Origin of the sequence: Mesorhizobium sp. M7A.F.Ca.MR.362.00.0.0 (genome assembly GCF_004023175.1) — a bacterium.
Lineage (GTDB): Bacteria > Pseudomonadota > Alphaproteobacteria > Rhizobiales > Rhizobiaceae > Mesorhizobium.
In genome coordinates this window covers 2,934-3,437 of sequence record NZ_RZTF01000538.1, presented here as the reverse complement: position 1 = coordinate 3,437, position 504 = coordinate 2,934, and the positions used below count along the sequence as shown (strand labels likewise).

Sequence of the window (504 nt, the reverse complement as noted above, 5' to 3'; positions counted from 1 at the left end):
GGGCTATACACGCTCGGGCGGCGTGCTTGTCGGCACCAGGCATCGCGGCGACACCATCCGCATCGACGTCGCCGATACGGGCTGCGGCATTCCCGACGACCAGCGCGAGGCGGTGTTCGAGGAATTCCATCGCGGCACCTCGCCGGCCAATGCCGAACTGGACGGTGGCGGTCTCGGGCTCGGGCTCGCCATCGTGCGCCGCATGGCCAGCGCGCTCGGCCATCCCGTGACATTCTCGTCGAAGGTCGGACGCGGCACGATCTTCCACATCGATGTTCCGGTCGGCATCGGTGCGCCAGCCGATGCCATCGCCAGCGTTGCCGACATGGAACGGCCGCGCGGCTATGGCCTGTTCGGCACCAAGGTGCTGCTGGTCGAGAACGATGTCGAAGTGCTGCAGGCCATGACCTTCCTGCTCGAACGCTGGCAATGCCTGGTGCGGGCCGCGACCTCGACCGACGATGCGCTCGACATGCTTGGCGACACCGACTGGGTGCCCGACAT

1 protein-coding gene is annotated in these 504 nt (G+C 67.3%); it reads left to right on the top strand.

What is annotated here, in order from left to right:
- Positions 1–504: hybrid sensor histidine kinase/response regulator (locus EOC06_RS34690; RefSeq protein ID WP_245470326.1), on the top strand; the 504-nt coding region annotated here is incomplete at both ends.